This window comes from Pseudomonas sp. FDAARGOS_761 (assembly GCF_013343155.1).
GTDB classification, from domain to species: domain Bacteria; phylum Pseudomonadota; class Gammaproteobacteria; order Pseudomonadales; family Pseudomonadaceae; genus Pseudomonas; species Pseudomonas aeruginosa.
Genome location: NZ_CP054572.1, coordinates 2,293,653 through 2,315,625 on the forward strand (window position 1 = coordinate 2,293,653; position 21,973 = coordinate 2,315,625).

General features: G+C 69.1%; 17 protein-coding genes. 12 read left to right on the forward strand and 5 right to left on the reverse strand.

Annotated features, from left to right (window positions below; translation table 11 throughout):
• Positions 1-65: 65 nt before the first annotated feature.
• Complete coding sequence (cmrA, locus tag FOC67_RS10840; RefSeq protein ID WP_003088694.1) at positions 66-998, reverse strand: AraC family transcriptional regulator CmrA; 933 nt, start codon at positions 996-998, stop codon at positions 66-68.
• Positions 999-1,579: 581 nt separating this feature from the next.
• Here cmrA and FOC67_RS10845 point away from each other — a divergent pair.
• Entirely contained in the window at positions 1,580-1,876 is a 297-nt protein-coding gene (locus tag FOC67_RS10845; RefSeq protein WP_003088696.1) for an antibiotic biosynthesis monooxygenase family protein, read from the forward strand.
• A 57-nt stretch (positions 1,877-1,933) separates the two neighbouring features.
• On the opposite strand, the gene FOC67_RS10850 is transcribed toward FOC67_RS10845, so the two are convergent.
• Positions 1,934-3,928: an alkaline phosphatase D family protein gene (locus tag FOC67_RS10850; protein WP_009315647.1), complete on the reverse strand. Its 1,995-nt coding sequence runs from the start codon at positions 3,926-3,928 to the stop codon at positions 1,934-1,936.
• Between the two features lie 328 nt (positions 3,929-4,256).
• Here FOC67_RS10850 and FOC67_RS10855 point away from each other — a divergent pair, with 328 nt between their 5' ends.
• Both FOC67_RS10855 and FOC67_RS10860 read left to right on the forward strand, forming a co-directional pair.
• Positions 4,257-4,763 (forward strand): sigma-70 family RNA polymerase sigma factor, encoded by a 507-nt coding sequence (locus tag FOC67_RS10855; protein ID WP_009315649.1) that lies wholly within the window; start codon positions 4,257-4,259, stop codon positions 4,761-4,763.
• On the forward strand, positions 4,760-5,713 hold the full coding sequence (locus FOC67_RS10860; protein ID WP_003128727.1) for a FecR family protein: 954 nt from the start codon (positions 4,760-4,762) through the stop codon (positions 5,711-5,713). Before FOC67_RS10855 ends, FOC67_RS10860 begins: the two co-directional genes overlap by 4 nt.
• A gap of 37 nt (positions 5,714-5,750) precedes the next feature.
• Here the strand turns inward: FOC67_RS10860 and cynS are convergent, their stop codons facing one another.
• Both cynS and cynT read right to left on the reverse strand, forming a co-directional pair.
• The gene (gene cynS, locus FOC67_RS10865; RefSeq protein WP_009315650.1) at positions 5,751-6,221 is read right to left on the reverse strand and encodes a cyanase; all 471 of its coding nucleotides are present in this window, start codon (positions 6,219-6,221) and stop codon (positions 5,751-5,753) included.
• A gap of 39 nt (positions 6,222-6,260) precedes the next feature.
• Entirely contained in the window at positions 6,261-6,923 is a 663-nt protein-coding gene (gene cynT / locus FOC67_RS10870; RefSeq protein ID WP_009315651.1) for a carbonic anhydrase CynT, read from the reverse strand.
• A 114-nt stretch (positions 6,924-7,037) separates the two neighbouring features.
• On the opposite strand from cynT, the gene cynR reads away from it, so the two are divergent.
• Positions 7,038-7,925: a transcriptional regulator CynR gene (cynR, locus tag FOC67_RS10875; protein WP_009315652.1), complete on the forward strand. Its 888-nt coding sequence runs from the start codon at positions 7,038-7,040 to the stop codon at positions 7,923-7,925.
• Between the two features lie 6 nt (positions 7,926-7,931).
• Here cynR and FOC67_RS10880 read toward each other — a convergent pair whose 3' ends face one another.
• Positions 7,932-9,317: an MFS transporter gene (locus FOC67_RS10880; protein WP_052150380.1), complete on the reverse strand. Its 1,386-nt coding sequence runs from the start codon at positions 9,315-9,317 to the stop codon at positions 7,932-7,934.
• Positions 9,318-9,457: 140 nt separating this feature from the next.
• Between FOC67_RS10880 and FOC67_RS10885 the strand changes: the two genes are divergently transcribed.
• The 8 genes from FOC67_RS10885 (at position 9,458) to FOC67_RS10920 (ending at position 21,973) form a co-directional block, all read left to right on the forward strand.
• A complete protein-coding gene (locus tag FOC67_RS10885; RefSeq protein WP_003107805.1) occupies positions 9,458-10,360 on the forward strand; it encodes a LysR family transcriptional regulator in 903 nt (300 codons plus the stop codon).
• 385 nt (positions 10,361-10,745) lie between these two features.
• Positions 10,746-13,703, forward strand: coding sequence for a TonB-dependent receptor (locus FOC67_RS10890; protein WP_009315655.1), 2,958 nt, complete (start codon positions 10,746-10,748; stop codon positions 13,701-13,703).
• A gap of 3 nt (positions 13,704-13,706) precedes the next feature.
• Complete coding sequence (locus FOC67_RS10895; RefSeq protein WP_009315656.1) at positions 13,707-15,515, forward strand: extracellular solute-binding protein; 1,809 nt, start codon at positions 13,707-13,709, stop codon at positions 15,513-15,515.
• A gap of 1 nt (position 15,516) precedes the next feature.
• The gene (locus FOC67_RS10900) at positions 15,517-16,590 is read left to right on the forward strand and encodes a microcin C ABC transporter permease YejB (protein ID WP_009315657.1); all 1,074 of its coding nucleotides are present in this window, start codon (positions 15,517-15,519) and stop codon (positions 16,588-16,590) included.
• Between the two features lies 1 nt (position 16,591).
• Positions 16,592-17,608 carry an ABC transporter permease gene (locus FOC67_RS10905; RefSeq protein ID WP_009315658.1) on the forward strand — a complete coding sequence of 339 codons (1,017 nt, stop codon included), beginning with the start codon at positions 16,592-16,594 and terminating at the stop codon, positions 17,606-17,608.
• A gap of 1 nt (position 17,609) precedes the next feature.
• Complete coding sequence (locus tag FOC67_RS10910) at positions 17,610-19,220, forward strand: ABC transporter ATP-binding protein (protein ID WP_043542818.1); 1,611 nt, start codon at positions 17,610-17,612, stop codon at positions 19,218-19,220.
• Between the two features lie 145 nt (positions 19,221-19,365).
• Positions 19,366-20,547: an aminotransferase class V-fold PLP-dependent enzyme gene (locus FOC67_RS10915; RefSeq protein ID WP_009315661.1), complete on the forward strand. Its 1,182-nt coding sequence runs from the start codon at positions 19,366-19,368 to the stop codon at positions 20,545-20,547.
• 202 nt (positions 20,548-20,749) lie between these two features.
• Positions 20,750-21,973, forward strand: coding sequence for a DUF2235 domain-containing protein (locus tag FOC67_RS10920; protein ID WP_009315662.1), 1,224 nt, complete (start codon positions 20,750-20,752; stop codon positions 21,971-21,973).

The window sequence follows — 21,973 nt, forward strand, 5'->3', positions numbered from 1 at the left end:
CGGTCGGGGCGACGAAGGTATGCCGCCGCTTCCCGATTGACCGTCGCGGCCGCTGCCGCGTTCCCCTAGGCGGTGTTGCGCGCCCGCGCCAGGTCGCGCAGCGGCGGGGCGCCGAACAGCCGGCTGTACTCGCGGCTGAACTGCGACGGGCTTTCGTAGCCGACCCGGTAGCCGGCGGCGGCCACTTCCAGGCCCTCGCTGAAGATCAGCCGGCGTGCTTCCTGCAAGCGCAGCTGCTTCTGGTACTGCAACGGGCTCATCGCGGTCACGGCCTTGAAGCGGTGGTGCAGGGTCGAGGGGCTGAGGTTGACCACCTGGGCCAGTTGCTCGATGCGCAGCGGCTTGCCGTAGTTCTGGTTGATCCAGTCGATGGCGCGGGTGATGCGGTGGGCCTGGCTGTCGGCGATGGCGATCTCGTGCAGGCGCTGGCCCTGGCCGCTGCGCAGCAGCCGGTAGAAAATCTCGCGGAGGATCAGCGGCGCCAGCATCGGGATGTCGCGCGGGCTGTCCAGCAGATGGATCAGGCGCAGCACCGCATCCAGCAGGCTGGCGTCGATACGGTCGACGTAGAGGCCGCGGTCGCCGCGCCGGCTGGCCACTTCCATGGGCCCGGCGTCGGAGATCAACTGGGTGATTTCCGCCGGGTCGATATCCAGCCGGACGCAGAGGTAGGGCGCGTCCGGCGAGGCGTCGATCACCTGGCCGGCCAGCGGCAGGGTGACCGAGACCACCAGGTAGTGCAACGGATCGTAGATATAGCGCTCCTCGGCCAACTGCACCTCCTTGCGGCCCTGGGCGATGATGCACAGGGCAGGTTTGTGCATGCCGCGCGCCGGCAGGGTGGGGCCGTCGGCGCGGATCAGGGCGAGGGGTTCGACGGCGGTGCCGTAGATACCGTCGCGGGGACAATGCCTGAGCAGCGACTGCGCCAGTTCGCTCTGGCGCTGGCGCAATTCGGCGGGGAGATCGACGGAAAGAAGCGGGGTGTTTTCGCTCATGCGGGGACTCGCGGGGGAAACCTTCCCAAGACTAGCGCGCGTCGCGGCGACAGGCATCCATCGCGCTGCGCGATGGCAGGATCAGGCAAGCATTCGCCAGGAACAGGCAAGCCAGCTCGTTTCACCGGGCGCAAGCGGATGAGAAAAAACCGGAACGCGGCAGTTTCAGGCAAGAACCCGACAGTATCCGTCTACCGATTCCCCGCGCCGTCCCCCTAATCTGGCTGGCATGGCGGAATCTCCGTCATGCCGATGGGAAATACCTGCAGGGGGACACACCTATGTCAAATCAACAGGCCAGACTGTCATCGGGCGGCGTGCCGCCGGAGCGCGCGCCGGGCGCCTCCCGTTCGCGGTCGCGCGACGGCGCTCTGGTCCCCGACACGCCTTCCCGTTCGCCTGCCGGCCCCGCCGCGGGCGGCACGCTGGCGCGGACCCATCCCGGCAACTGGTAATCGGAGGCAGGGCACATGCGTCACCCTTACACCCCACAGCGGCCGGCCGGCGTCTCGGCGCCGCCGGCCCTTCCACTCCTGGTGCCGCTTGCGCAGCGGCGAATCCATGTCGAGGAGGCAGAGAGCATGCCAGCGTTCAATCGGGCCAGTCACCTGGTCAGCATTCGCGCCCGCAGCGGCCAGTCGCACCGCCTCGGCCTGCGCCTGCAAGAGCTGGCGCAGGCGGGCCAGGCCGCGCCCGGTTGTCTGCGCTACGAACTGCGCCAGGCGGACGGGGACGCCGACCTGTGGCTGTTGCACAGCGAGTGGAGCGATGAAGCTGCCATGCAGGCGTACCTGTCCGGCGACGCCCAGCGGGTCTTCGCCGAGGTGCTCTGGCAAGCGCTGGCGGCGACCCTGGACGTGCAGGAGCGGCCGTTCTGAAACCGGGCGGGCGGATGACGCGGCGCGGCGTCCGCCCGTCCCCCTTGTTCTGGCGTCTCAGCGACCCGGCGCGACCGGCGACTGGTCCGCTCGTTCGTCTTCGACGTCGCGATGTCGCTCGAAGGCGGTCGCCGGCGAGCCATCGGCATTGACCTGCAACACCGCGCGCGGACGGCCGTCCTCGCCAATGAATACCTGGCCGATCCCGGCGCTGTTCCACAGGCGCTCGCCGGCCTGGCTGTGCTGCGGAACGCGCGGGCGGATTTCCAGGCTGCGCCGCTGGGTCAGCCAGTTCAGCGGCGACCAGGGCGCATAGAGCCAGCGGTTGAGGCGGTCGAACCAGTCCAGCAGGCGTCGCGGGAATTCGTTCTTGATCCCGCTGCTGGTGATCTGCCAGAGCCGGGGCCCGTGCTCGCGGTGGCGAATCCGGATGTCGTAGACGAAGGAGTAATGCACGTCGCCGGAAAGGATCAGGTAGTTACCCGGCGTGCGCGAGTGGCGGAAGATGTTCATCATCACCGAGGCCGCGCCGCGATGGGCCATCCAGTTTTCCGCATCGACCAGCAGCGGCTGGCCGATCCAGCTGAAGAGCTTCTGCACGCCCTCGATCAGCTTGACCCCGAACATCGGCGCCGGCGACACGATGATCGCCGCCTTTTCGCCGAGCAGATCCTGCTGGAGTTCACTCAGTGCCTCCCAGTCCATCAGCCCGGAGGGCCGGCCCAGGTTGCGCTCGCTGCGCCAGCGGCGGGTGCGCGTGTCGAGGACGATCAGGGTCGGGCTGCCAGGCAACCGGTAGTGCCAGTGCTGGAAGTCGAGCAGGGCATCGAGCAGGCGGTCCTGCTCGGCGCAGGGCAGCCGGCCGTCTGCCGCGGCGCCCTCCATCAGGGCCGCGACCGGCGCCAGCCATTCGCCGCAATGCTGCGGGTCGTTGCCCCAGCCCTGGCAGAGCAGGTAGGCGAGCAGGGCGTTGCCGATGATCCGCCGGGAGAACGGATGGCCGTAGGCGGTCAGCTCCCAGCGCGCGGAAAGGTTCCAGTCGTCGGTGATGTCGTGGTCGTCGAAGATCATCAGCGACGAGATATGCGCCAGTGCCCGCGCCACGCCGGGCAGGCCATCGCGGAAGGCTTCGATGTGCCGGCGCTCGTCGGCGAAGCGCTGCGCGTGCCGCGCATCCAGCCCCGGCGGCGGTTCCAGCCTGACCAGGCGCCAGGGCGCCGGCGACCAGACCAGCAGGTACATCGCCAGCACCTCGGCCAGGCCGACCAGATGGTTGTGGGCGTTGGCCGAGGTGAAGATCGGCTTCTTCACCCCGCCGAAGAAGCGCTCGCGCAGGGCTTCGTTGGACTTGAAGGCGGGCAGCAGGTCCTCGCGCCGGTAGTAGGTGGCCGGGTGTGCGTAGAGCGCCTCGCTGTCGTCCACCAGCGCGCCTTCCAGGTGTTCGCCGTACAGGCCGAGGCGGCGGATCAGCCCATGGATGGCCACCAGCATCGGCCCGGCGACGTCGTCGGCGTAGACCTGGTCGCCGCTCATCATCAGCAACGCCGGGCGGCTTTCGGCCTGCAGCAGGTTTTCCTCCAGCAGCCGGTCGACCTGCAGCAGGCCATCGGCCGCCGGGTGATGCGGCTTGCGGCAGGAGCCGTGGAGCAACTGGTCGAGACGTGGCTTGAGCACCAGGCTGGCGCGCTGGCGACCGGGGTAGAGCAGATGCGGCGCCCATTCGGCGATTCCCGCGGGCTCCCGGCCGTCGGCGGCCAGACGCAGGTCGTAGTCGACCAGCCGGGCGCAGGGCAACGGCGGGTCGAGCGCGACATCCAGCAGGTGCAGCCAGGCATGGGTGCCGATGCGGATGGCCGAGTGGGTTCCTTCCGCGAGGCGGATCCGACGCTCCGCCTCGCCTTCGCTGGCGAGGACCAGCTCGATGGTCGTCGGGCATGACGTGGCCAGCCAGAACACCAGGCGCTCGGGCTCTGCGCGGCGCAGCAGGGGGCCGGCCAGGACCAGGGGCAGGGTGTCGTTGGGCGGGGTGTCGTTGGGGAGCGAGGCGGACATTGGTGCGGGCGCTGTCGACGCGGCGAAACAAGCTGACGAGTATGCCGCTTTCCGCGGCTCGCGGCGTTGCCATTTCGTAAGGAATGACGACAGTCGTCGCGGGATGGCGATCTTCTAATGCCAAAAAGTTAAGTACACCTTAATTAATATTCTTTTTTGCGTTCTGGCTTCTGCGGCATATTGCCTTCCGCGCAGGCCCCGGCGGTCTGCCATCGCTGTTTGCGGGAGGGACACGTGCAATCCGACGTCGGCGCCGCCTCCCGCCGATCAAGGTTTCGCCTGCCACCCCGACGCCCGGTGGCGCAGGCCCGTAGCACGAGAGTGCGGAATGGGCATGGATCAGACACGCAATCGCCTCGTCGGCCTGATGTTCCAGAACGATTATTCCTGGCTGAGCGGGCGCCTGCGGCGCTACCTCGGCTGCCCCCACAGCGCCGAGGACATCGCCTCGGAAACCTTCCTCAAGGTCCTCGCCCTGCCGGACCCGGCAAGCATCCGCGAGCCGCGCGCGCTGCTCACCACCATCGCCCGCCGGTTGATGTACGACGGCTGGCGGCGCCAGGACCTGGAACGCGCCTACCTGGAAAGCCTGGCCGGGCTTCCGGATGCCCTCGCGCCGTCCGCCGAGGAGCAGGCCCAGGTGGTGGAAACCCTGCTGCGCCTGGAGCGCATGCTCGCCGGGCTGTCGCCGAAGGCCCGCGCCGCCTTCATCCATAGCCAGATCGGCGGACTGACCTACGTGGAGATCGCCGGCTTGCTGGAGGTTTCCGTCAGCCGCATCCACCAGTACATGGTCGAGGGCTTCAAGCAGTGCTACCAGGTGCTTGCCGAATGAGCCAGGGAAGGCGCGAACGCATCCTCGACGAAGCGGCGCAGTGGATGGCGCTGCTGCAATCCGGCCATGCCGGCGCCGAGGAGCGCCTGGCGTTCCAGCAGTGGCGCCAGGCCGACGCCGAGCACGGTGCGGTGTTCGACCGGCTCAGCCTGGGCTTGCAGTCGTTTCGCGACGAGCCCTTGCACGGCTTGCGCGCCGAGCAATTGATCGGAGCCCTCGAGGCGCCGTCCGCCCGTCGCCGGTTTCTCCAGCGCAGCCTCGGCCTGGCGGCGTTCGGCGTGGCGACGCTGGCGCTGGGGCGGATCGGCATCGTCGGCTTCCCCTGGCCCGGCGACCTGTATACCGGCACCGGACAACGCCAGAGTTTCCGCCTGGAGGATGGCAGCCAACTGGTGCTGGACGCGCGCAGCCGGGTACGCCCCGAATTCGATGGCTACCGGCGTCGCCTGCGCTTACGCGAGGGGCGCCTGCTGGTTGACGTGGCACGGGATCCGGCGCGGCCGTTCGTCGTCGACACCGGGCGCGGCCAGGTCGAGGCGCAGGGAACCCGCTTCCAGGTCAGCGATGACGGTGCCAGCTCGCGGGTGGTGGTGCTCGAGTCGCGGGTGCGGATCACCACGGCCGACGGACGGCAATGCCTGCTGGAGCGCGGCCAGAGCGCGCGTTTCGACGCCTCGGCGATTCTCGCCCGAGGTCCTGCCGAAGGCGGCGAGAGCGCCTGGCTGGATGGCCGGCTGGAGGTCCGCGACCGTCCGCTGGGGGAGGTACTGGAGGCGTTGCGCGCCTATCGCCGCGGCATCGTCAGCGTCGCCGACGACGCGGCGGCGCTGCGCGTCAGTGGTATCTACCCGCTGGACGACAGCGGCGTGGCGCTGGCATTGCTGGAGCAGAGCCTGCCGATCCGGATCGACTACCACGGGCCCTACTGGGTCAGCATCGCCAGCCGCTGAGGCGCGCGCCCGGCGGCGAGCCGGGCGGCGCGACGCTTCAGAACGGCTTGGTCGGCAGGTACTTGCCGTCGAGGGTGATCACTGCCCGCGAGCCGCCTTCCGGGTCCTCGACCTTCTTGATGTCCAGCTTGAAGTTGATCGCGCTGATGATGCCGTCGCCGAACTGTTCGTGGACCAGTGCCTTCAGGGTGCTGCCGTAGACTTGCAGCATCTCGTAGAAGCGGTAGATGGTCGGGTCGCTGGGGATGCCGCCGGGAATGCTGCCGCGCAGCGGGATGCTTTGCAGCAGGAGCACCGCGTCGTCGTCCAGGCCGAGTTGGGCGGCGATCTTGCGCGCCGCCGCCTCTGGCAGGGCATGCTGGCCGAGCAGGGCGGCGGTGACGAAGGTCAGGGCGAGACCGGTGCCGTCGGCCAGATCCTGCCAGGACAGGCCCAGGCGGGCCTTGTTCAGGACCACGGTCTCGGCCAGTTGCTGGCGCGCGTTGGGGGACACTTGGCTGTGTTGCATGGGATGACTCTCCTTGCGGGTGGTTGTGAGGGAAGGGATTCAGGCGACCGCCTGCCCGGGTGCGCCGCCTACCGCGCGCACTTCGGGATGCTCGGCGAGGGAGACGAAGCGCCGGCTGGCGCCGTCGAGGGCGTCGATGCGGCCGCTTTCGATGTCGTAGACCCAGCCGTGCAGGTTCAGCCGACCCTGTTCCAGGGCGCGGGCGACGCAGGGGTGGGTGCGCAGGTTGGCCAGTTGGGCGATCACGTTGTGCCGCACCAGGGCGTCCAGCCGCGCCGCCTCGGAGGCGTGTTCGTGGGCGCTGTTCATCGCCCGTGCGGCCTCGGCGTTGTGCAACCAGCCGGCCACCGCCGGCAACTGGTCGAGACAGGCGCAGGACGCGATGGCGCCCATCGCGCCGCAGTCCGAGTGGCCGCAGACCACGATGTCGCCGACCCCGAGCACCGCCACCGCGTATTCCACCGAGGCGCTGACCCCGCCGGGCTGCGGCCCGTAGCCGGGGACGATGTTGCCGGCATTACGGATCACGAAGAGTTCGCCGGGCTCGCGCTGGGTCAGCAGCTCGGGGACCACCCGGCTGTCCGAGCAGGCGATGAACAGCGCCTTGGGGGCTTGCCGGGTGGCCAGGGACTTGAACAGTTGCGAGCGCGCCGGGTAGGCGTCGCGCTGGAAGCGGAGAAAGCCGTCGATGATGTCACGCATGGCGCTGGGCTCCTGGCCGTCGAATGGTGGGGCCAGGATGCGCGGATTGAGCCATAGGGTCCAAGACCGGTTTATTATTCCAATCATTGGTCTGGCCTATAGTTGGATGTTTCCATGCTGCTTCGCCACCTGCGCTACCTGCTCGCTGTCGCCGAGCATCGCAACTTCACCCGCGCCGCCGAGGCGCTGCACGTTTCGCAGCCGACCCTGTCGCAGCAGGTGCGGCAACTGGAAGAGCAACTGCGCGTGCAATTGCTCGACCGCTCCGGCAGGAGCGTGCGTCCCACCGATGTCGGCGAGCTGTACCTGCTTCATGCGCGGCGTGCCTTGCGCGAGTTGGAAGCGGCGCAACGGGCGATCCACGAGGTGCGCGACCTCAGTCGCGGCCGCCTGCGCCTGGGCATGACGCCGACCTTCACCTGCTATCTGGTGGGCGCCCTGGTGGATCCGTTCAATCAGCGCTATCCAGGCATCGAGTTGAGCCTCGAGGAGTTGCCCCAGGACGCCCTGGAGGCGGCGCTGATCGACGATCGCCTGGACCTTGGCGTGGCCTTCAGCGAACCGGGTTCGCTGGAGATCGACAGCCAGCCGCTCTACCTGGAGCGCCTGGGCCTGGTGCTGGGGGCGGAACACCCGGCGGCGGACGCACCGCTGGCCGCCGCAGCGCTGGCGGAGTTGCCGTTGGCGTTGTTGCGCGACGACTTCGCCACGCGCCGGCACATTGACGCTTACCTGCGCCAGCAAGGGGTGACGGCGCGGGTGGCGCTGGAGGCGAACTCGATCAGCGCCATCGTCGACGTGGTTCGCCGCGGACGGCTGGCCAGCATCCTGCCGGAGGCGGTGGCGCGCCAGCAGGCCGGGTTGCGCTGCATGGCGCTGCGGCCGGCGTTGCCGACCCGCCAGGTAGCGCTGTTCTGGCGCCAGGGCAGCCATCCCGGCGCCGCGCGCCTGGCCTTCCAGGCCCTGGCGCTGGAACTCGGCGCCGAGCTGGGCGACGCCTGAGCGGGATCAGCCGCGACTCGGCTGCAACGCCGCGGGTTCCTCGCGGCGCAGACGCAAGGCCAGGGCGGCGCCGAACAGGGCGAGCAGGGCGCTGAGCGCGGTCACCCATTCGATGCCGCGCGCCTGGCTGGCTAGCAGGCTGGCGGCATCGGCGCCGCGCACCTGGGCGTTGGCCAGCGCTACCAGCAGGGCCAGGCCGAGCGCGCCGCCGATCTGCTGGGTCATCGAGGCCATCCCCGAGGCGACGCCCTGTTCGGCGGGGTCGACGCCGCTGGCGGCGCTGACCCACATGGCGGTCCAGGTCATGCCCTGGCCGACGCTGAGGATCACGATGGCCGGCAGCAGCGCCAGGAAGCTGCGCCCCAGCGGCAGGCACGCTGCCAGCAGGCCGAGCCCGAGTGCGCCCAGCAGCAGGCCGGCGACCAGCGTCGCGCGTGCCCCGTGGCGGGCCAGCAGGCGCTCGGCGACGCGGATACCGAGGGTGCAGAGCAGAGTCGCCGGGAGGAACGCCAGGCCGGTCTGCAACACGCTGTAGCCGTACACAGACTGGAAGTAGATGGCCAGGAAGTAGTACTGCACGCCGTAGCTGCTCATGAAGATCGCGGTCAGCAGCATCGCCACCTGCAGGTTGCGGTTGCCCAGCAGGCGCAGCGGCATCAGCGGGTCGCGGCTGTAGTGTTCGATGGCGAGGAACGCCAGCAGCAGCGGGACGGAAAGGTAAAGTCCGAAACGTACCGAGGGCGCATCCCAGCCCGACTCCGGGCCCTGGACCAGGGCGAAGACCAGTAGGGTGGCGCCGGCGGTGACCGTCAGCGCGCCGGCCAGGTCGAAGCGCCGGCCGCGCTGGCGCCGGGCGTCGGCCGGGATCAGGCGCAGGGCGAGCAGCGCCGCGGCGCCGGCCAGCGGCACGTTGACCAGGAAGATCGAGGCCCAGCCGAACAGCTCGGTGAGCGCGCCGCCGAGCGCCGAGCCGAGGGCCAGGCCGAACGCCGAGGCGATGCTCCAGATCGCCAGGGCGCGATTGCGCGCCGGGCCCTCGGCGAAGTGATTGCCGATCAGCGCCAGGGTCGCCGGGAACAGCAGCGCGCCACCCAGGCCCTGCACGGCGCGGGCGAGGATCAACGGCAACTCGCTCTGGGCCAGGCCGCCCGCGAGGGAGGCGAGGGCGTACAGGCTTTGCCCGAGGACGTACATGCGGCGCCGGCCGAGCAGGTCGGTGGCGCGCCCGCCGAGCAGGAGGAAGCCGCCGAAGGCCACCGTATAGGCGCTCACCACCCATTGCAGGCGTTGCGCCGAAAAATCCAGCGCCCGGCTGATTTCCGGCAGGGCGACGAACACGATGGTGGCGTCGAGGGCGATGATCAGTTGCGCGCAGGCGAGCAGGGCGAGCATCCAGTTGGAAGGGGCGGCACGGTCCGTCACGGCGGGACTCCTGGTCTGGGTTGGGCGCGGCCAGTGTTTCTCATGCTGGAATCGTGATAAATAGCCTCTCCGTCCTTTCACTGATGAAAATAATCATCGATGAGATCGCCATGGACCTGAATGCCGTCAAGTTGCTCGCCCGCGTGGCCGAGACCCGTAGCTTCACCCAGGCCGCCGTTTCCCTCGGTCTGACCCAGTCCGGCCTGTCGCGCGCCATCGGCCGGCTGGAAGCCGAACTCGGCGTGCGTCTGCTGCACCGCACCACCCGCAGCGTCAGCCTGACCCCGGACGGCCAGCTGTTCTACGAGCGCTGCGCACCCTTGCTGGCGGAGCTGGAGGAAGTCGAGAAGTTGCTGGTAGACCGCCAGTGCGCGCCGAGCGGTCCGCTGAAGATCACCACCCCGCAGGCGCTCGGGCGGATCGTGATCATGCCGGTGCTGCGCGAACTGACCCGGCGCTACCCGCAATTGCAGATCGAGGCGGCGATGACCGATCGCCTGGTCGACCTCACCGAGGAAGGCTTCGACGCCGCCGTGCGTCTCGGCCGGGTCGGCGACGTGCGCCTGATCGCCCGGCCATTGGCGGCCTTGCGTTGGGTCACGGTGGCGTCGCCGGAATACCTGCGCAGTCACGGCACGCCGGAGCGCCTGGAGCAACTCGCCGGGCATAACTGCCCGACGGTGCGCGACCTGCACACCGGCAAGCTGCTGGAATGGCAGTTCCAGCGCGACGGCCAGCCGCTGAGCCTGGCGGTGCGCGGCGACCTGGTGCTGGACGTGGCCGACGCGCTGGTCGACGCGGCGCTGGTCGGCCAGGGCATCGTCCAGGTGATGGGCTTCATGGCCGAGGAGGCGATCCGCCGGCGTCGACTGGTACGCATCCTCCAGCCCTTCGAACCGCCGCTGTGCCCGGTGTCGCTGATCTACCCGCCGTCGCGGCAGTGCTCGCTGAAGATCGGCGCGCTCTACGAGGAACTGAAGAGCGCGCACTGGTGCGGGGCGCTGACGTACTGACCCGAGGGCGGCAGGGCGGATAACGCCGTGTTCGGACCGGCGGATAGCCGCAAGCGGCTATTCGCCCTACGCGTGGCAAGGCCGGTAGCGGAGCTGGGGAAGATTGTCGGGTAGGGCGAATAACGCCGGAGGCGTTATCCGCCGATACGCCGTGCCTGAACCGGCGGATAGCCGCAAGCGACTATTCGCCCTACGCGGGGCAAGGCCGGTAGCGGAGCTGGGGAAGATTGTCGGTTGGGGCGAATGACGCCGGAGGCGTTATCCGCCGCTATGCCTATTCGCCCGCGCTTATAAGCTCAGAACAAAGCGTTCCAAGCTGGCCCTGCAAATCTCCCGCGCTCATCGCTCATCCCCTGGAAACCATGTTTTCGGGGGGAACCGAACGATGCCGCACCATGCTCCATCCACACGCCTGCCTTCCAGCCTGGCCCTGGCCGCGCTGCTCGCGGCGGCCTACGCCGCGCCGCCGGAGGCTCGTGCGGAGACGCCCGCGCTCGCCGCCAAGGCGCTCACCTTCGACGTCGCCGCCGGCCCGCTGGACCAGGTGCTGCTAGGCATCTCGCGGCAGAGCGGCTTGCTGATCTCCTTCGAGCAGGCGTTGGTGCGCGGCCGGCAGGCGCCGGCGGTGCGCGGTCCGCTGAGTGTCGACCAGGCCCTGGAACAGGCCCTGCGCGGTAGCGGCCTGCAGTTCCGCCGTTCCGAGCGCGGCGCGGTGATTTCCGCCGCGCCGCTGCGCGCGGTCGTACCGGCGGCGAAGGTGCAGCCGCTGGCGGCGAACGCGGAGCAGACCCTGGAGCGGGTGGTGGTGACCGGCTCGCGGATTCCCCGCGCCCAGCAGGAAGGGCCGTCGCCGGTCACGGTGATCAGCAGCGAGGAAATCCAGAACCGTGGCTACCGCAACGTCTTCGAGGCCTTGCAGACGCAGACCCAGAACACCGGCATGACCCAGGGCGAGGACTACGGCAACACCTGGCAACCGGCGGCCAACGCCCTCAACCTGCGCGATCTCGGCCCCAACCACACGCTGGTGCTGATCAACGGCCGGCGCGTCGCCGACTACCCGACCGCCTATGGCGGCTCGGTGAACTTCACCAACCTGGCGAACATCCCGGCGGTCATGATCGACCGCATCGAGATCCTCAGCGGCGGCGCCTCGGCGATCTATGGCTCGGATGCCATCGCCGGGGTGGTCAATATCGTCCTGAAGAAGAAATTCGATGGCGTCGACGTCAACCTGCGCGCCGGCACCACCGAGCGCGGCGGCGGCGACAACCAGCGCCTGCAACTGGTCGGCGGCGGTGCGACGGGCGACTTCGAAGGCCTGTTCGGCATGCAGGTCGAGCAGCGCCAGCCGGTCTGGGCCAACCAGCGCGGTTTCATGGACAGCTACCCGGACGGCAACAACGTCGGTTACCGGCTGAACCCGCAGAGCGGACGCTACCTCGGCGACGCCTCCTGCGCCGGCCTCGGCGGCCTGTTCGGCGGCAACGTGGCGCCGGTGCCGGGCGCCAGGGGTGGCTATCGCTGCATGACTGACCAGTACTACAACAACTACTGGACCCTGCAGACCAAGAAGGAAAACTACGACGGCTACGCCGGCGGCACCTGGCACCTGAGCGACAGCGGCAAGCTGTTCGCCGACCTGCTGTTCGGCTTCGACCACCTGCAGAACAATACCCGCGGGCCGTCCTTCACCTCGCCGGACTTCATCAATGCCTCCAGCGGCGACTTGGAGCGCTGGTACCGGCTGTTCTCGCCCGAGGAGATCGGCGGTAAGAGCAGCAACAACAGCAAGTGGCGCGAGGTGTCCTGGACCGGCACCCTCGGCTACAGCGACCGCGTCGCCAATACTTCCTGGGAATACGAACTGGCCGCGACCCGCTCCGAGTACCGCAGCGACCGCACTACCCGCTACACCCCGGCGGCCGGGATCCTCGACCTGTACCTGGGCCGCAAGCTCGGCGAACGCGATGGCTACCCGGTCTACGATCCCGATCCGGCGCGCCTCGGACGTCCGCTGAGCGAGGAAGAGTGGCGCAGCCTGCGGCGCAACGTGACCCAGCACAGCGAGTCCTACTCGCAGACCTACAGCTTCACCGGCAACGGCGAGCTGTTCGACCTGCCGGCCGGCCCGGTGGCCTTCGCCGGCGTGCTGGAGGTGGGCAAGCAGGGCTACAGGATCCGTCCCGACTCGCAATACAACGACGGCTCCCTCTACAACGTCTCCAAGGCCAGTAGCTCCGGCGGCTCGCGCGACCGTTACGCCGCCGGCGGCGAATTCAGCATCCCGCTGCACGACACGCTGCTGGCGTCCGCCGCCGGCCGCTGGGACCAGTACAGGTTCAGCGGTCGCACCGAGGAGCAGACTACCTACAACCTGGGGCTGGAGTGGCGCCCGCTGACCAGCCTGCTGCTCCGCGGCAGCTACGGCACCAGCTTCCGCGCGCCGGACCTGAACTACATCTACCAGGCCGACGCCAACGGCTACTACCCGGCGCAGAAGGACTACTACGGTTGCGAGAAAGGCGTCGACGGCGCTTGCAAGAACGGCCGGGTCGACTACGTGCAGAGCGGCACGCCCGACCTGAAGTCCGAGCGCGGGCGCTACTGGAGCTACGGCTTCGTCTGGTCGCCGTCGAGCAGGTTCGACTTTTCCGCCGACTACTACCACATCCAGATCGATGACCTGCTGACCACCCTCGACCCGGACAAACTGCTGCGCGACGAGGCGGCCTGCCGCAGCGGCGGGCTCGATCCGGACTCGGCGCAGTGCCGCGACACCCTGGCGCGGGTCGAACGCAACGCCGGCGACGCCAGCGTCGATCCGAATCGCCTGAACAAGGTCTACGTCAATGCCATCAACGCGGCCAAGGAGCGCACCAGCGGCATCGACCTGCGCAGCAACATCCGCTGGGGCGCCGGCGACTACGGCGCCTTCTCCTCGACCCTCGGCTACACCCTGGTGTTGTCCCACGACTACCAGCAGTCCGACGACTACCCCAGCGAGAACCAGCGCGACAGCCTCGACTCCCACGACTGGCGCAGCAAACTCAACGCCAGCCTGACCTGGGACTACGCACAGTTCACCTCGACGCTCTTCGCGGTGCGCTACGGCAGCGTCACCAACGCCGCTGGCAGCGGGCGCCTGAGCCCGTGGACGGTGTTCAACGCCAGCGCCCGCTACCGGCTCAACGAACGCGCCAGCGTCGGCCTGACGGTGAACAACCTGCTCGACCAGATCAAGGAGGACGACTCCGATGGCTGGCCGTACTATCCCACCGGCAACTACGACGCCATGGGCCGCCAATGGTGGCTGGACTTCAGCTATCACTTCGGTGGTTGAGCCATGCCCGGACGCATCCTGGTCTTCGCCTGCTGCCTGCTCGCCAGCCTGGCCTGCAGCGAGCCGCGCCATGCCATCACGCTCTACGACGAGCCGGCGAAATACCCGCCGGGTTTCCAGCACTTCGACTTCGTCGACCCGCAGGCGCCCAAGGGCGGCAGCCTGCGGCGGATGGAAAGCGGCAGCTTCGACACGCTGAACCCCTTCGCCAACCGCGGCACGCCGATCAGCATGACCCAGGCCGCGCTGATCTACGAAACCCTCGGCTTCCAGTCGCTGGACGAGCCGTTCACCGAATACGGCTACCTGGCGCGCTACATCGAGAAAGCCCCGGACAACAGCTGGGTGCGTTTCCATATCGATCCGCGGGCGCGCTTCAGCGACGGCGTGGCGGTCACCGCCGAGGACGTGAAGTTTTCCTTCGATAGCCTGGTCGAGCAGGGCAGCCCGTTCTGGCGCGCCTACTACAAGGAGGTCCGCGAGCCGGTGGTGGAGGATCGCCTGCGCATCCGCTTCGACTTCCGTCATGCCGGCAACCGCGAACTGCCGCTGGTGCTGGCCCAGCTCTACGTGCTGCCCAGGCATTGGTGGCAGGGACGCGACTTCAACCGCAGCAGCATGCAGCCGCCGCTGGGCAGCGGACCTTACCGGCTGGAGAAGGCCGAGGCGGGGCGTTCGGTGAGCTACCGGCGCAACCCCGACTGGTGGGCTCGCGACCTGCCGGTCGGGCGTGGCCTGTACAACTTCGAGCGGATCCGTTTCGACTACTACCGCGACAGCGGCGTGGCCTTGCAGGCGTTCAAGGCCGGGCAGGCCGACATCAATGTCGAGACCAGCGTCAAGGCCTGGAGCAGCGGCTACGACTCGCCGGCCCTGCGCGATGGCCGGTTGCGCCAGGAGAGCTTTCCCTACCCGTACCCGGCCAGCCTCCAGGGCCTGGTGTTCAACCTGCGCCGGCCGCTGTTCGAGGACCGCCGGGTACGCCAGGCGCTGAGCCTGCTGTTCGACTTCGAATGGACCAACCGACAGCTTTTCGGCGGTCGCTACAAGCGCCTGCGCAGCTATTTCGACAACTCGGAGATGGCCGCTCGCGGCCTGCCCGGCGCCGACGAACTGGCCTTGCTGGAGCCGCTGCGCGGGCAGATCCCCGAGGAAGTCTTCGGCCAGGCCTACGCTCCGCCGGTGAACGACGGCAGCGGCGATATCCACGAGCGCCTGGTGCAGGCCTACAGCCTGCTCGGCGAGGCCGGCTGGCATGCCATCGACGGACGCCTGCTGGATACCGCCGGACGGCCGCTGCGCTTCGAACTCCTGCTCCAGGGCAAGGGCCTGGAGCGCGCGCTGCTGCCGTTCCAGCGCAACCTGGCGCGGATCGGCATCGATATGCGCCTGCGCCAGGTGGACGCTTCGCAATACATCGAGCGCATACGTGCGCGGGACTACGACATGATCGTTTCGAGCTTCTCCCAGTCCAATTCGCCGGGCAACGAGCAGTACAGCTTCTGGCATTCCTCCAGCTACGCCGATCCCGGCGGCTACAACCGCATCGGCCTGAAGGACCCGGCCATCGACCGGCTGGTGCAGGCGGTGGTCGAGGCCGACTCGCGGGCCGCCCTGGAAACCGCCGTGCGTGCCCTCGACCGGGTGCTGCAATGGGGCTACTACCTGATCCCGACCTGGTATTCCGACGAGGTCTGGATCGCCAGCTGGAATCGCTTCGGCCGACCGCCGCAGGCGCCGCGCTACAGCCTCGGGCTGAACACCTGGTGGGAAGTCCGCGAGCGGGCCGTGCCGAGCCGGGAGGCGCAGTGACATGGGCGGCTACCTGTTGCGCCGCCTGGCGCTGATCCTGCCGACCCTGCTGGGCATCCTGCTGATCAACTTCGCCATCGTCCAGGCCGCACCCGGCGGGCCGGTGGATCAGGCCATCGCGCGCCTGCAGGGCGTCGACGGCGGTGGCCCGCTGGGGCGTGGCGGGGAGGGTGGGCATGGCGCTCTGGAACCGCAGCGCCACGGCGAGACCGGCATCGACCCGCAGCTGGTGGCCGCCCTGGAGCGCCAGTACGGCTTCGACAAGCCGCCGCTGCAACGGCTCTGGCTGATGCTGTCGAGCTACGCCCGGCTGGATTTCGGCGAGAGCTTCTACCGCGACGCACGGGTCGTCGACCTGATCGCCGAGAAGCTGCCGGTCTCGCTGTCCCTGGGCTTGTGGGCGACGCTGATCACCTACCTGGTGTCGATTCCCCTGGGGGTGGCCAAGGCGGTGCGCCACGGCAGCGCCTTCGACCTGTGGAGCAGCGCGTTGGTGGTGGTCGGCTATGCGGTGCCCGGCTTCCTCTTCGCCATCGTCCTGATCGTGCTGTTCGCCGGCGGCAGCTACCTGGACTGGTTCCCCCTGCGCGGCCTGGCTTCCGAGGGCGCCGAGCGCCTCGGCCCGCTGGCGCGCTTCGCCGATTACCTCTGGCACCTGGCGCTGCCGGTGGGTTCGCTGGTGGTCGGCGGTTTCGCCAGCCTGACCCTGCTGACCAAGAACAGCTTCCTCGACGAGATATCCAGGCAGTACGTCGCCACCGCCCGCGCCAAGGGCCTCGGCGAGCGCCGGGTGCTCTACGGCCACGTGTTCCGCAACGCCATGTTGCTGGTGGTGGCCGGGCTGCCGGCGGCGCTGGTCTCGGTGTTCTTCACCGGGTCGCTGCTGATCGAGGTGCTGTTCTCCCTCGACGGCCTCGGCCTGATGGGCTACGAAGCGGCGCTCGGCCGCGACTACCCGGTGGTGTTCGGCAGCCTGTTCATCTTCACCCTGCTCGGGTTGCTGGTGAAGCTGGCCGGCGACCTGGCCTACAGCCTGGTCGACCCGCGCATCGACTTCGCCGCGAGGAAACAGTGAGATGGCCATCGTCCTTTCCCCGCTGAACCGCCGCCGCCTCGGCGCGTTCCGCGCCAACCGCCGCGGGCGCCTGGCGCTGCGGCTGTTCCTCGCGCTGTTCGTCGCCTGCCTGTTCGCCGAGCTGATCGCCAACGACCGCCCGCTGCTGCTGGAATACCGTGGCCAGTGGTTCCTGCCGGTGCTGCGGGACTATCCGGAAACCGCCTTCGGCGGCGAGCTGCCGTTCCCGCCGGACTACCGCGGCCGCTTCATGAGCGAACGCATCGCCCGCGACGGCTGGGCGCTGTGGCCGCCGATCCGCTTCGACGCCCGCAGCATCAACTACGCGCGCCCGGCGCCGGCGCCGCCCTCGGCGGAGAACTGGCTGGGTACCGACGACCAGGGCCGCGACGTGCTCGCGCGGGTGATCTACGGCTTGCGCCTGTCGATTCTCTTCGCCCTCGGCCTGACCCTGGCCTCGTCGTTGCTGGGAATCTGCGCCGGCGCGGTGCAGGGCTACTACGGCGGCTGGATCGACCTGTTCGGCCAGCGCTTCATCGAGGTCTGGTCGGGTCTGCCGATGCTTTACCTGCTGATCATCCTCGCCAGCCTGGTGCAGCCCGGGGTCGGCTGGCTGCTGGCGATCATGCTGCTGTTCTCCTGGACCAGCCTGGTCGACGTGGTTCGCGCCGAGTTCCTGCGCGGTCGTCACCTGGAGTACGTCAAGGCGGCGCGGACCCTCGGCCTCGGCGACGCCGGGGTGATGTTCCGGCACATCCTGCCCAACGCCATGGTTGCGACCCTGACCTTCCTGCCGTTCCTGCTCTGCGGCGCGGTGACCACCCTGACCGCCCTGGACTTTCTCGGTTTCGGCCTGCCGCCCGGCTCGCCGAGCCTTGGCGAACTGGTCGGGCAGGGCCGTGACAACCTCCAGGCGCCCTGGCTCGGGCTGACCGTGTTCGTGGTCCTGGCGACCTTGCTCAGCCTGCTGGTGTTCATCGGCGAAGCGGTGCGCGACGCCTTCGATCCGAGGAAATGAGATGAACCGGGAACTGTTGCGAGTGGAAAACCTGAGCGTCGCCTATGGCGACACGCAGGTCGTGAAGGGGATCGACTTCAGCCTGCGCGCCGGCGAGACCCTGGCCCTGGTCGGCGAGTCCGGCTCCGGCAAGTCGCAGACCGCCCACGCCCTGCTGCGCCTGCTGCCGGGCGCGGCGCGCCTGGGCGGCAGCGTGCGTCTGGACGGCGAGGAACTGCTCGCCCTGTCGCCGCAGGCATTGCTGGCGATTCGTGGGCAGCGCATCGGCATGGTGTTCCAGGAGCCGATGACCTCGCTCAATCCGTTGCAGCGCATCGGCCGCCAGGTCGGCGAGGGCCTGCGCCTGCATCGCCGCCTGCGTGGCGCCGCGCTGCGCGGGCGGGTACTGGAACTGCTCGAACTGGCCGGCCTCGAGCAGCCGCGACGCCTGCTCGAGGCCTATCCGCACCAGCTCTCCGGCGGCCAGCGACAGCGAGTGATGCTGGCCATGGCGCTGGCTTGCGAGCCGCAACTGCTGATCGCCGACGAACCGACCACGGCTCTCGACGTCACCGTGCAGAAACGCCTCCTGGAGCTGCTGCAAAGCTTGCAGCGACGGCTGGGCATGGCGATCCTGCTGATCAGCCACGACCTCAACCTGGTGCGTCGGGTCGCCGACCGGGTCTGCGTGATGCACGATGGCCGGATCGTCGAGGAGAACGCCTGCGAGACGCTGTTCCGTTCGCCCCGGCATCCCTACACGCGGCTGCTGATCGAGGCCGAGCCGGGTGGCCTGGCGGAGCCGGTGGCGTGCCGCGAGACCTGCCTGGAGGTGCGCGCGCTGAGCCTCGACTACCCCGCGCCCGGCGGCTGGCTGCGCCGGCGCGCGGGACTGCGCGCGGTGCACGAGGTCAGCCTGCGGCTGCGCCGTGGCAGCACCCTGGGGATCGTCGGCGAAAGCGGTTCGGGCAAGTCCTCCCTCGGCCAGGCGCTGCTGCGCCTGTTGCCGGCCGAAGGGCAGATCCTGCTCCAGGGCGAGCGCTTCGACCGGCTGCACGGCAAGCGCCTGTTGCCATTGCGCCGGCAGTTCCAGGCGGTGTTCCAGGACCCCTACGGCAGCCTCAACCCGCGCCTTAGCGTGGAACAGATCGTCGGCGAAGGCCTGCGTATCCATGGCATCGGCGATGCCGGCGAACGCCGCGCGCGGGTGCTGGAGGCACTGCGCGAGGTCGGTCTCGACGAGCCTTGCCTGGAACGCTATCCCCACGAGTTTTCCGGCGGCCAGCGCCAGCGCATCGCCATCGCCCGCGCGCTGGTGCTGAAGCCGGCGCTGATCCTGCTCGACGAACCGACCTCGGCGCTCGACCGCAGCGTGCAGTGCCAGGTGGTCGAGCTGCTGCGTCGGTTGCAGCGTCGCCACGGGCTGAGCTACCTGTTCATCAGCCACGACCTGGCCGTGGTACGCGCCCTGGCCCACGACATCCTGGTACTCAAGGACGGCCGGGTGGTGGAGCAGGGCAGCGCCGCGGCGCTGTTCAGCCAGCCGCGCCACCCCTATACCCGCGAGTTGCTCGGAGCGATACCCGCGCTGCGCCTGGAAGAGCACCTGCGGGTGGCCGGGCTGGGAATCTGAGGCGGGAAACCATGCAGACTCTAAGGATGTTCCGAAAGGTTCTTTCCAGACGCCCCGGCGCTTTTCTTAAGATCGGCCTGCGGGCCCGTCAGGGACAAGGAGCCATGTCGGCTTCCGGGGCCGTTCGATCGATTGGGGGAATGCGATGAGTTCGTTACCGTTGTACTTCGATTACGCCGCCACCACGCCCGTGGACGAGCGCGTGATCCGGGCCATGGTGGAGTGTCTCGGCTACCAGGCGTGTTTTGGCAATCCCGCGTCGAACTCCCATGCCTACGGCCGCCAGGCGCGGCGGGCGGTGGAGCGGGCCAGGGAGCAGGTGGCCGCGCTGGTCGGCGCCAGCGCCGGGCAGATCGTCTGGACTTCCGGCGCCACCGAATCCAACAACCTGGCCCTCAAGGGCGTGGCCCAGGCGCTGGACACGCCCGGCCACCTGATCACCAGTCGCCTGGAGCACAAGGCGGTGCTGGACACCGTGCAGCAACTCGCCGATGACGGCTGGAGCGTGACCTGGCTGGCGCCCGGCGCCGATGGCCTGATCCGGCCGGAACAGGTGGAGGCGGCCTGGCGCGCCGATACCCGCCTGGTGTCGCTGATGCGGGTCAACAACGAACTCGGCACCCTGACCGACATCGCCGCCATCGGCGAACGGGTGCGCGAGCGCGGTGCGCTGTTCCACGTCGACGCGGCGCAGGCCAGCGGCAAGGTGGCGATCGACCTGGGCCGCCTGGCGGTGGACCTGATGTCGTTCTCCGCACACAAGACCTACGGGCCCAAGGGCATCGGCGCGTTGTACGTCGGGCCGCGCGCCGAGCGCCGGCTGAAGGCGCAGATCCACGGCGGCGGACACGAGCAGGGCCTGCGTTCCGGGACCCTGGCGACCCACCAGATCGTCGGCATGGGCGAGGCCTTCGCCCTCGCCGGCGAGCTTTTCGAGGAGGAGGGCAAGCGCATCGCCGGACTCCAGCGGCGTCTGCTGGAGGGGCTGGCGCAGATCGACGGCTGGCGCCTGAACGGCAGCGCCGACGCACGCATCGCGCATACCCTGAACCTGACCTTCGACAACCCCGCCTTCGTCCCCCAGGCGCTGGAGTCCAGCCTGGCGGTGTCCAGCACCTCGGCCTGCAACTCGGCGCGGCCGGCGCCGTCCCACGTGCTTCTCGCCCTCGGCCACGATGCCGCCAGCGCTGGCCGCAGCGTGCGCCTGAGCCTCGGTCGCTACACCCGCGAGGCCGACGTCGACGCGGCGGTAGCCGCCCTCAAGGCCGCGGCGGATAGTGGCGCGCCGGCGTGGCAGCCGTTCCTCGGGGTGTCCTGGGCAGGCTGAGCGGCCGGCTCGACCCGCCCTCGCCGAAGCCAGGGGCTGCGGATAACCGCGAAGCGGTTATTCGCCCTGCGGCTCCAGGGGCTTTTCGTCTTTGCCGCCGTTTCCCGGCAATGCGCGCTTGGCGGATCATCCAGGTTGGGTATCATGCGTCGCCATTCCCATCCACCGCCGACGGAAGTCAGGCTTTGCCTGCGTGAGCCCAATGGACGATCTTTCCCCCGATTCCGCCTTGCCGCCTGCCGGCAGCGCCCAGGACAACGACGCGCCGCGCCAGTTGGTGGTCTGCATCGACGGAACCTCGAACCGCTTCGGCGACCAGCCGACCAACGTGGTGCGCCTGTACCGTTCGCTGTCGCGCGATCCGCGCAGGGTGCTGGCCTACTACGACCAGGGCGTCGGCACCTTCGGCCTGAAGGAAACCCTGTTCGAGTGGCAGAAGTTTCCCTCGCGGGTCGCCGGCCTGGCCTTCGGCTGGGGGCTCAAGCGCAACGTCGAGGGCGCCTATCGCTTCCTCGCCGAGCACTACCGGCCCGGCGACCAGATATTCCTCTTCGGCTTTTCCCGTGGCGCCTACGCGGTGCGCGTGCTGGCCGCTATGCTGCGTGCGGTGGGCCTGATCGATGCGCACCAGCCGCATCTCTTCGACTACGCCTGGACCCTGCTCACCACCCGCATGCCGCCCCGCGACGAAGACAAGCGGGCCGGCACGCGTCGCCGCGGGCCGGACTTCGGTCTGCTGGGACGCTTCCGCAAGGTCTTCGGCCGGCAGGTGAAGGTGCACTTCCTCGGCCTGTTCGACACCGTGACCTCGGTGGGCTGGGTCTACGACCCGCTGACCGTGCCGTATTCCTCGAACAACGAAATGGTCGACGTGGTCCGCCAGGCCCTGGCCATCGACGAATGCCGCTGCTTCTTCCGGCAGAACCTCTGGTTCGGCGAGAAGGACCGCAAGTCCGACGTGTTGCAGGTGTGGTTCCCCGGCATGCACTCCGATGTCGGCGGTGGCTATGCGCCGAAGGACTCGCGGCTGGCTCTGGTGGCCTTTACCTGGATGCTCGGCGAGGCGCTGGAGGCCGGCCTGCATGTCGACCCGGCGCGCAGCCGCGACCAGTTGCGCGCACGTTCGAAGCAGGGCCCGGACCCGACCGCGCCGATCCTGCCGGTGATGACCCGGCCCTGGCGCCTGGCCGAGTGGCTGCCGCTGCTGGTCTGGGACCGCCGCAGCGGCAACCGCGCCTGGCGCTGGTCGCGTGGCCGGCCGCGCTCGCGGCCGCTGGAACCGGTCGGGCAGGAAACCCGGGTCAAGCTGCACCGTTCGGTGCAGCGGCGGCTGGACGAATGCCCCGACTACCGGCCGTGCAACCTGCCAGCGCTGGAACGCTGCGACCTCATCGACGATTCGCCGTTGCTTGACGGCTACCGCTAG

What these genes read in the sequence shown, in the direction of transcription:
- cmrA (WP_003088694.1), bottom strand. Translation starts at nt 998, where the DNA reads ATGAGCGAAAACACCCCGCTTCTTTCCGTCGATCTCCCCGCCGAATTG.
- FOC67_RS10845 (WP_003088696.1), top strand. Translation starts at nt 1,580, where the DNA reads ATGCCAGCGTTCAATCGGGCCAGTCACCTGGTCAGCATTCGCGCCCGC.
- FOC67_RS10850 (WP_009315647.1), bottom strand. Translation starts at nt 3,928, where the DNA reads ATGTCCGCCTCGCTCCCCAACGACACCCCGCCCAACGACACCCTGCCC.
- FOC67_RS10855 (WP_009315649.1), top strand. Translation starts at nt 4,257, where the DNA reads ATGGGCATGGATCAGACACGCAATCGCCTCGTCGGCCTGATGTTCCAG.
- FOC67_RS10860 (WP_003128727.1), top strand. Translation starts at nt 4,760, where the DNA reads ATGAGCCAGGGAAGGCGCGAACGCATCCTCGACGAAGCGGCGCAGTGG.
- cynS (WP_009315650.1), bottom strand. Translation starts at nt 6,221, where the DNA reads ATGCAACACAGCCAAGTGTCCCCCAACGCGCGCCAGCAACTGGCCGAG.
- cynT (WP_009315651.1), bottom strand. Translation starts at nt 6,923, where the DNA reads ATGCGTGACATCATCGACGGCTTTCTCCGCTTCCAGCGCGACGCCTAC.
- cynR (WP_009315652.1), top strand. Translation starts at nt 7,038, where the DNA reads ATGCTGCTTCGCCACCTGCGCTACCTGCTCGCTGTCGCCGAGCATCGC.
- FOC67_RS10880 (WP_052150380.1), bottom strand. Translation starts at nt 9,317, where the DNA reads ATGCTCGCCCTGCTCGCCTGCGCGCAACTGATCATCGCCCTCGACGCC.
- FOC67_RS10885 (WP_003107805.1), top strand. Translation starts at nt 9,458, where the DNA reads ATGGACCTGAATGCCGTCAAGTTGCTCGCCCGCGTGGCCGAGACCCGT.
- FOC67_RS10890 (WP_009315655.1), top strand. Translation starts at nt 10,746, where the DNA reads ATGCCGCACCATGCTCCATCCACACGCCTGCCTTCCAGCCTGGCCCTG.
- FOC67_RS10895 (WP_009315656.1), top strand. Translation starts at nt 13,707, where the DNA reads ATGCCCGGACGCATCCTGGTCTTCGCCTGCTGCCTGCTCGCCAGCCTG.
- FOC67_RS10900 (WP_009315657.1), top strand. Translation starts at nt 15,517, where the DNA reads ATGGGCGGCTACCTGTTGCGCCGCCTGGCGCTGATCCTGCCGACCCTG.
- FOC67_RS10905 (WP_009315658.1), top strand. Translation starts at nt 16,592, where the DNA reads ATGGCCATCGTCCTTTCCCCGCTGAACCGCCGCCGCCTCGGCGCGTTC.
- FOC67_RS10910 (WP_043542818.1), top strand. Translation starts at nt 17,610, where the DNA reads ATGAACCGGGAACTGTTGCGAGTGGAAAACCTGAGCGTCGCCTATGGC.
- FOC67_RS10915 (WP_009315661.1), top strand. Translation starts at nt 19,366, where the DNA reads ATGAGTTCGTTACCGTTGTACTTCGATTACGCCGCCACCACGCCCGTG.
- FOC67_RS10920 (WP_009315662.1), top strand. Translation starts at nt 20,750, where the DNA reads ATGGACGATCTTTCCCCCGATTCCGCCTTGCCGCCTGCCGGCAGCGCC.